General features: G+C 62.7%; 8 protein-coding genes and 1 tRNA gene. 2 read left to right on the top strand and 7 right to left on the bottom strand.

Translation table 11 applies throughout. The annotated features are described in order from the left end of the window. Window positions 1–1017: 1017 nt before the first annotated feature. The gene (locus ACFFUC_RS12675) at window positions 1018–2898 is read left to right on the top strand and encodes an ABC transporter ATP-binding protein (protein WP_377686730.1); all 1881 of its coding nucleotides are present in this window, start codon (window positions 1018–1020) and stop codon (window positions 2896–2898) included. A gap of 79 nt (window positions 2899–2977) precedes the next feature. Further along, a tRNA-Trp gene (locus ACFFUC_RS12670) sits at window positions 2978–3053 on the top strand. A 29-nt stretch (window positions 3054–3082) separates the two neighbouring features. On the opposite strand, the gene ACFFUC_RS12665 is transcribed toward ACFFUC_RS12670, so the two are convergent. The 7 genes from ACFFUC_RS12665 to ACFFUC_RS12635 form a co-directional block, all read right to left on the bottom strand. Continuing rightward, a complete protein-coding gene (locus tag ACFFUC_RS12665) occupies window positions 3083–3997 on the bottom strand; it encodes a tyrosine-type recombinase/integrase (protein ID WP_377686728.1) in 915 nt (304 codons plus the stop codon). A gap of 351 nt (window positions 3998–4348) precedes the next feature. After that, a complete protein-coding gene (locus tag ACFFUC_RS12660; protein WP_377686726.1) occupies window positions 4349–4615 on the bottom strand; it encodes a hypothetical protein in 267 nt (88 codons plus the stop codon). Next, on the bottom strand, window positions 4612–5118 hold the full coding sequence (locus tag ACFFUC_RS12655) for a hypothetical protein (RefSeq protein ID WP_377686725.1): 507 nt from the start codon (window positions 5116–5118) through the stop codon (window positions 4612–4614). Before ACFFUC_RS12655 ends, ACFFUC_RS12660 begins: the two co-directional genes overlap by 4 nt. Beyond that, on the bottom strand, window positions 5118–5432 hold the full coding sequence (locus ACFFUC_RS12650) for a DUF2312 domain-containing protein (RefSeq protein WP_377686732.1): 315 nt from the start codon (window positions 5430–5432) through the stop codon (window positions 5118–5120). The genes ACFFUC_RS12655 and ACFFUC_RS12650 overlap by 1 nt, the downstream gene beginning before the upstream one ends. A gap of 138 nt (window positions 5433–5570) precedes the next feature. Then, the gene (locus tag ACFFUC_RS12645) at window positions 5571–5825 is read right to left on the bottom strand and encodes an Acb2/Tad1 domain-containing protein (RefSeq protein ID WP_377686723.1); all 255 of its coding nucleotides are present in this window, start codon (window positions 5823–5825) and stop codon (window positions 5571–5573) included. 20 nt (window positions 5826–5845) lie between these two features. Beyond that, the gene (locus ACFFUC_RS12640; protein ID WP_377686722.1) at window positions 5846–5995 is read right to left on the bottom strand and encodes a hypothetical protein; all 150 of its coding nucleotides are present in this window, start codon (window positions 5993–5995) and stop codon (window positions 5846–5848) included. After that, window positions 5995–6207 (bottom strand): TerB family tellurite resistance protein, encoded by a 213-nt coding sequence (locus tag ACFFUC_RS12635; protein WP_377686720.1) that lies wholly within the window; start codon window positions 6205–6207, stop codon window positions 5995–5997. Before ACFFUC_RS12635 ends, ACFFUC_RS12640 begins: the two co-directional genes overlap by 1 nt. Window positions 6208–6308: the final 101 nt, after the last annotated feature.

Genomic DNA, 6308 nt, shown 5'->3' with positions numbered 1-6308 from the left:
ACGCCCCTACCGGTCCGGTGATACGAAAGAAGGTCCGTCCCGAAAGGGGCGGGCCTTTTTCATTGGCGGCGCTATCATCAGGCGGACGGCGCCAAGCCGGGGCGCTGCCCCGGACCCCGGGATATTGCCCGCATGAAAGAGAAGAGAAGGGGCCTCGCCTGTTTGTCACAGGGAGAGAGCAAATATCGGCTGGCACGAGCAGAGGGGCACGAACCCGCGACCCTCGGTTTTGGAGACCGATACTCTACCATATCCGTCAGACCGTCAGGAATTCGGGGCGGACCCGCAACTTTTAGGAAAGGGTGCTTGCGCCCTCGGGTGTCGCGATCCAGCTCGAGCTGGATGACGGGCGAACCGGCGGGCAGGGTTCCCATGCCGGTTTCGGCGTGCCGGGAAGCCCGTTTTTCTGGAACGGCGATCGCGATACGGCGGGCGGGCCGATCCAATCGCCTTCGCGGCCGGGGATCGCCCGAAGTATTATGCCGCCTTCGATATCGATTCCGAGGACAACTGGATCGAAACCGTCAATCACGGCATGGCTGCCTGACCCGCGCCCCCGCCGGTGATCTGACGCCCGAGCTTCGCGATGCTTGGCCCTTTGGCGGCAGGCTGCATCTTGCGGCCTGCTTGTGGCAGGGCCGGAAAACTGCTATGGAGGAATTGGATATAAGGAGTGCATATCATGGAATCCCCACGAATCTGAGCGTTTCGCGTCACCGGATTCACAAGGATTTCACATGTTTGCCTCTATCCTGATGCGGGATTGCCGCATCCTCCACTCACCAGACGTGACGGGCCCCGCCGCCGCCTTTCGGGCAATGCTTGTGCCCCCTCGCGTCCGGTTTCCAGCCTATGCTGCCGAAGGTCGCGAAGGGGGTCCGAACCGCCCGACTGCGTCCTGCCCCCGTTTCCGCGCCCGCATGACCGGCGCGCCGCGTTTTGCCCGTTATCGGGCGGGGCGCTGCGCTAGAGCCGGCTTCTGTGGCGCTCCTGCGACCCGCATTTTTGAGGCCGACCATGTTTCGTTGGTTTGAGAACCGGCTAGAGCCCTATCCCGATGATCCGCCGCAGATGGCACCGCGGGGGATGTGGCGGTTCATTCTGCATTATTCCAAAAGCGCTTTGCCCTGGATGGGGGTGATGTCGGCGTGTTCGGCCGCGATCGCCGTCGCCGAGGTGGTGCTGTTCGGCTATCTCGGCGATCTGGTGAACCGGCTGGCCGAAGCGGATCGCGCGGGTTTCTGGCAGGCCGAGGGCGGCAGGCTGCTCGCGATGGCCGCCATCCTGCTGGTCGGGTTGCCCCTGTTGCAAATCCTTTTCTCGCTCGTGATGCACCAGACGCTGATGGGCAATTTCCCGCAGCGCATCCGCTGGCAGGCGCACCGCTATCTGTTGCGCCAGTCCATGAGCTATTTTCAGGACGAATTCGCGGGGCGGATCGCGACCAAGCTGATGCAGACCGCGCTGGCGGTGCGCGAAGTCGCGATGAAGTTCATGGATGTCATGGTCTATGTCGGCGTCTATTTCATCGGCGCTCTGATCCTTGCCGCGACGACCGACCCCTGGCTCGCGCTGCCCTTCGCGCTGTGGGGGCTGGCCTATGGCGTGCTGCTGTGGTGGATCATTCCGCGCATCGCGGAGGTCTCGGAGGGGCAGGCCGATGCGCGTGCGGTGATGACCGGCCGCGTCGTCGACAGCTATACCAATATCACCACGGTCAAGCTGTTCTCGCATTCCGCGCGGGAGGAAAGCTATGTCCGCGAAAGCATGGACGCCTTTCTCGGTACGGTTCATGCGCAGATGCGGCTGGCCTCGATCCAAAACGTCTCGCTCTCGACGCTGAACTCGCTGCTGACGGGGGCGGTGACGGCGCTGGGGCTGGTGCTTTGGGTCAACGGCCAGATCGAGGTTGGTGCGGTCGCGGTGGCGATCCCGCTGGCGTTGCGTCTGGGCAATATGTCCCACTGGATCATGTGGGAGTTCGCGGGGCTCTTTGAAAACATCGGCACGGTGCGGGACGGTATCGGGAGCCTCGCGCTGCCGCGCGTCGTCAACGACGCGCCCGATGCGCAGCCGCTGAAGCGCGGGGCGGGCGAGGTCAGCTATCGCCACGTCACCTTCCACTACCATTCCGAGGTCGAGGAAAAGCCGCGCACCGTTCTGGACGATCTCAACCTGACGATCCGCGCGGGCGAGCGCATCGGTCTCGTCGGCCGCTCGGGCGCGGGGAAATCGACGCTGATCAACCTGCTCTTGCGCTTTCACGACATCGAGGCGGGCGAGATCACGATCGACGGCCAGAATATCGCCGGGGTGACGCAGGAATCGTTGCGCGCGGCGATCGGGGTGGTGACGCAGGACAATTCGCTGCTGCACCGCTCGGTGCGCGACAATATCGCTTACGGCCGCCCCGATGCCGGCGAGGCGGAGATCATTGCCGCCGCGCGTTCGGCCGAAGCCTGGGACTTCATCCAGACGCTGGTCGACAGCCACGGCCGGCGGGGGCTGGAGGCACATGTCGGCGAGCGCGGGGTCAAGTTGTCGGGCGGCCAGCGCCAGCGAATCGCCATTGCACGGGTACTGCTCAAGGATGCGCCGATTCTGGTGCTGGACGAGGCGACCTCGGCGCTCGACAGCGAGGTCGAAGCCGCGATCCAGCAGCAGCTGATCGGGCTGATGCAGGGCAAGACCGTGATCGCCATCGCCCATCGTCTTTCGACCATCGCGCAGATGGATCGACTGGTCGTGATGGATGCGGGCCGGATCGTCGAAGAGGGCAGCCACGAGGAATTGCTGGCGCGGGGCGGCATCTATGCGGCTTTGTGGCAGCGCCAATCGGGCGGGTTTCTTGCGCTGGACGAAAGCGGCGAAGCGGGACGAGAGGAGGCGGGGCGCTGATCGCGGGGGACGATCTGCATTCCGCTTCACTTCTCCTCTTGAACAGTCACGCAAGCAGCCGTAAGAAGACGCGCGGCTTAGGGGTATAGCTCAGTTGGTAGAGCATCGGTCTCCAAAACCGAGGGTCGTGGGTTCGAGTCCCTCTGCCCCTGCCAGTTAAATACTGGCAATCTAGCCGCACACTTCACGAACATCTTGAGCCGGTTGGGCGCGCAGTTGGGAAAAGTCCCGGATGCGCCTCATGATTCTCGCGTTTACGTACAGCTGATTCGGCGAGCCCGATATCGCGGGCGAGGTAATGCGCGTCCAGCATCAGCTCGACGTCCTTCAAGGCGTGACCGGTAATCGTCGCGATCTCGGGCGTCGAGCATCCAGCCAAGGCCAAGCGGGTCACGGCGGTGCCCCGGATATCGTGGAAGGTCGGCCCCTTGAGGCCAAGTCCAATAATTCCGGCCGCCACGCAGGTTTTCCGCCATGTGCTTCTGAAGCCATCGCTGGTCCAGGGCGTCCCCTCGGAGGTCGATAAAATAGTGGTTGTCGCCCTCGGGGTGAGATCCAGAAGCTCCTTAAGCGGCGCCCCTACAGGAACAGTGACCCGCGCGCCCGTCTTCGACTGCCTGAGGCGGATCGCACGGCCGTCATAGGCGGTCCAGGTTAGGCGCAGCAGATCACCCTGTCGTTGTCCGGTCCAGATGGCCAACATATAGGCCAGCCAAATGCGATCGGGTGCAACTTCGCGCAGTGCGCTTTCGGTGTCGCTGGTCCAGATGCTTTCGGCGCGATCCGAGCGATAGAGCTTGCCCGGCCGTTCGCATGGGTTTGTGGGAACGCGACCGCGATCTTTTGCCCAGGCCAAGATCGCGGCAAGGGTGGCAAAGATATAATCGGCCTGTCGCCGTGATTTTCGCGCCATGGTGTCGCGCCAATCCAGCATGTCCCCGCGAGTGGCAGGATCGGGCAGGGCGTCGATGGGCAGATCCGCGTACCGCTTTTCAATTACCCGAATGTTGCGGGTGTAGTCGCGGCGCGTTCTTACGGCCAAGTCGAGAAACTTGGGGCTGTCCTGGTAGGCATTCAAAACTGATTGGAGACGATCCAAACGGGGGGCGATTTTTTCGCGAGTGGCTGCTGCATAGGCCGCAACAAACTCCGGATCTCCCGGCCTTCCCGGCAGCCTCGGCCCGCCCTAGTAAGCGTAATAATAAGTCACGAGCGTCCCGTTGGCCAAGCGCTTGCTGACTTTGTTCAATCCCTTAAGGCGCATGCGCATTATGCTCGGCCTTCCATTGTTCGAACGGAGACATCGCCCCGGCCTTGGTGACCTCGTCGTGGTAAATCACGATTCGCCCATCAGGCATAATTTCCGTCTTTGACACGGGAGTGCCGGCATCTGCTGCCGCCCGATATGCGCGGACCATGTCTGATTGTCTGAAAGTGACGCGTCGGCCCATCACTCAACCCTCCTTTTATCGTCGTCCACCGGATCCTCCGGAAAGCAGACCGCGCAGGGTACGAGTGCCTCAAAGGCCCAGTCGTCCGACCCATGCCCGCGACAGAACGCACACGCCGGATCCGGCCCCAAGGCGCGGCTGATTTGGCGGATCGCCTCTTCGTTGGTGTGGGCAACGCCGCCAGAGCCGCTCTCTTCATGCGCCCAGGTGCGCGCGCCGCTTGGGTGGTCGCTTTCCACAACGGTGACGCCGCGGTGGGTCCTCATGCGGCACCACCTTCCTTCATGGAGGGAATGTGCTCGTCATGACCGCATGCGGTGAAGATGGACGGATAGCAGGTTCCGCCGCCGTCCAGCCGCGTCTTGACCTGCCATTGACGGACGGTGTGACGGATCGCGGTTTCGAGGGCGTCAAGCTCAACGTGGCTGTAGCTCGAGAGGAAGCTTTCGTGATCCTCCCCTTGGAGATCTTCGAAGTGACAATCGACCTCCTCGATGAACCGCTCGAGATCGAATGCGGCGGCGAGGTCGATTTCGTCCTGTCGAGCCTGGACAATGTGGAAGCCATCGCCGTCGTCATAATCTTTATGACCGATCTCGATGGCCTCGTCGCGGGTGGCGGCATGGCATGAGAAGCTCTCTTCATCGTGGCCTATCCACCAAAGCGCGTCGCCGCGCTTGAGCGGCGGTTGGCCCTCCATGTCGGCAGCGTATTTTTCGCGGGCGGCGGCGCGCGCGGCTTCACGCTTAGCGGCGTAATCGTTGGACATCAGAGCATCCCCAATGCTGCTTTGTACATTTCTAGAATGGCCTCTTCCTCGGCCACATCGTCCTTGTCGCGCTTGCGCAGCGCGATGATCTTGCGCATCACCCTGGTGTCGTAGCCGCGGGCTTTGGCCTCGGCCATCAGCTCCTTTTGCTGCGCAGAGATGTCCTTCTTCTCCGCGTCCAGCTGTTCGAACTGTTCGATAAACTGCCGCAACTCTTCAGCGGCGATGCCATAGGTGTTGTCGCTCTGCTGTCTGTCTTCGGCTGTCTCCTTCACAGGCGGGGCCTTGCGGCGCTTGCAGTGGGCGTTGCGCATGATGTCTGCGCCGTCGCTCCCTGTCGGTGGCGGCAGCCTGTCGGGCATGCCGTCGAAGCTGTTCTGAATGTCCATGTCTCGATACCTCCATCGATGGCGCTCGGGATGCCGGCCCGCGCGGGGCCGGTCACCGGAGCGTCAGGCGGTGATGTGGCGCACGGCACGCATCACGGCGTCCTCGATGTGGGTGTTGGCCAGAGAGAGATCGCGCGAGGCCAAGCGGTCGCCTGCAGGATCGGTCCCGCCGATCTCGTGCAGCTTGGCAATGAGGTCGGCACTCATGTCCTTGACCTGCTGCATCTGTGCCTTCTCGGCTTCCGAGAGGGTGCGGTAGGCGTGGCGCACGGCATTGTTGGCGGTGCGCTGATCGGAACTGCTGTCGATCGTGCTCATGTTGAAGTCCTTTCCCAAGGTTAAGTTTTGCGGCTTCGCCAGCCGCAGACCGCGCCGCAGCCGAAGATCGCGACCGATGCGATGAGATCGAGAGCGACGGGCAGGATCACCTGCGCGATGACGGCCACGCCGGCCGCACTGATCACTGCAGGGGTGTTGAGGCGATCCATCAATCTGCGAGCCGCGCGAGGTCGAGGCCGAGGTCTTTAGCGAGGGTCTCAAGCACCTTCTGCTCGGCCGGTTCGATTTCGCCATCGGCTTCCGCTACGTCAAGGGCGGTCAGGACCACGGCCTCGGCCATCTCGGGATCCTTGGCGATCTCGAGAACCTCTTTGCGCAGCTGCGAGCGCCCGACGCGGCCGCCGCCGGCGCGATCCAGCATTGCGTTGATGGTCTTGTCTGTTGATTTCTGTCGAGACGTGACCCGGTTTTTCCACCGAGAACTGACCCACCTTTAGATTATGCGAAGCGGGTCATGTTTGG

The sequence above is a fragment of the Paracoccus cavernae genome, from assembly GCF_042430175.1.
In the GTDB taxonomy this organism is placed as follows: domain Bacteria; phylum Pseudomonadota; class Alphaproteobacteria; order Rhodobacterales; family Rhodobacteraceae; genus Paracoccus; species Paracoccus cavernae.
The sequence above is the reverse complement of the archived record's forward strand: the minus strand, read 5'-3'. Positions and strand labels throughout refer to the sequence as shown.

Excerpts from the sequence above, each read along its gene's own strand:
- ACFFUC_RS12675 (WP_377686730.1), top strand. The coding sequence starts at position 1,018 with ATGTTTCGTTGGTTTGAGAACCGGCTAGAGCCCTATCCCGATGATCCG.
- ACFFUC_RS12660 (WP_377686726.1), bottom strand. The coding sequence starts at position 4,615 with ATGAGGACCCACCGCGGCGTCACCGTTGTGGAAAGCGACCACCCAAGC.
- ACFFUC_RS12655 (WP_377686725.1), bottom strand. The coding sequence starts at position 5,118 with ATGTCCAACGATTACGCCGCTAAGCGTGAAGCCGCGCGCGCCGCCGCC.
- ACFFUC_RS12650 (WP_377686732.1), bottom strand. The coding sequence starts at position 5,432 with ATGCGCAACGCCCACTGCAAGCGCCGCAAGGCCCCGCCTGTGAAGGAG.
- ACFFUC_RS12645 (WP_377686723.1), bottom strand. The coding sequence starts at position 5,825 with ATGAGCACGATCGACAGCAGTTCCGATCAGCGCACCGCCAACAATGCC.
- ACFFUC_RS12640 (WP_377686722.1), bottom strand. The coding sequence starts at position 5,995 with ATGGATCGCCTCAACACCCCTGCAGTGATCAGTGCGGCCGGCGTGGCC.
- ACFFUC_RS12635 (WP_377686720.1), bottom strand. The coding sequence starts at position 6,207 with ATGCTGGATCGCGCCGGCGGCGGCCGCGTCGGGCGCTCGCAGCTGCGC.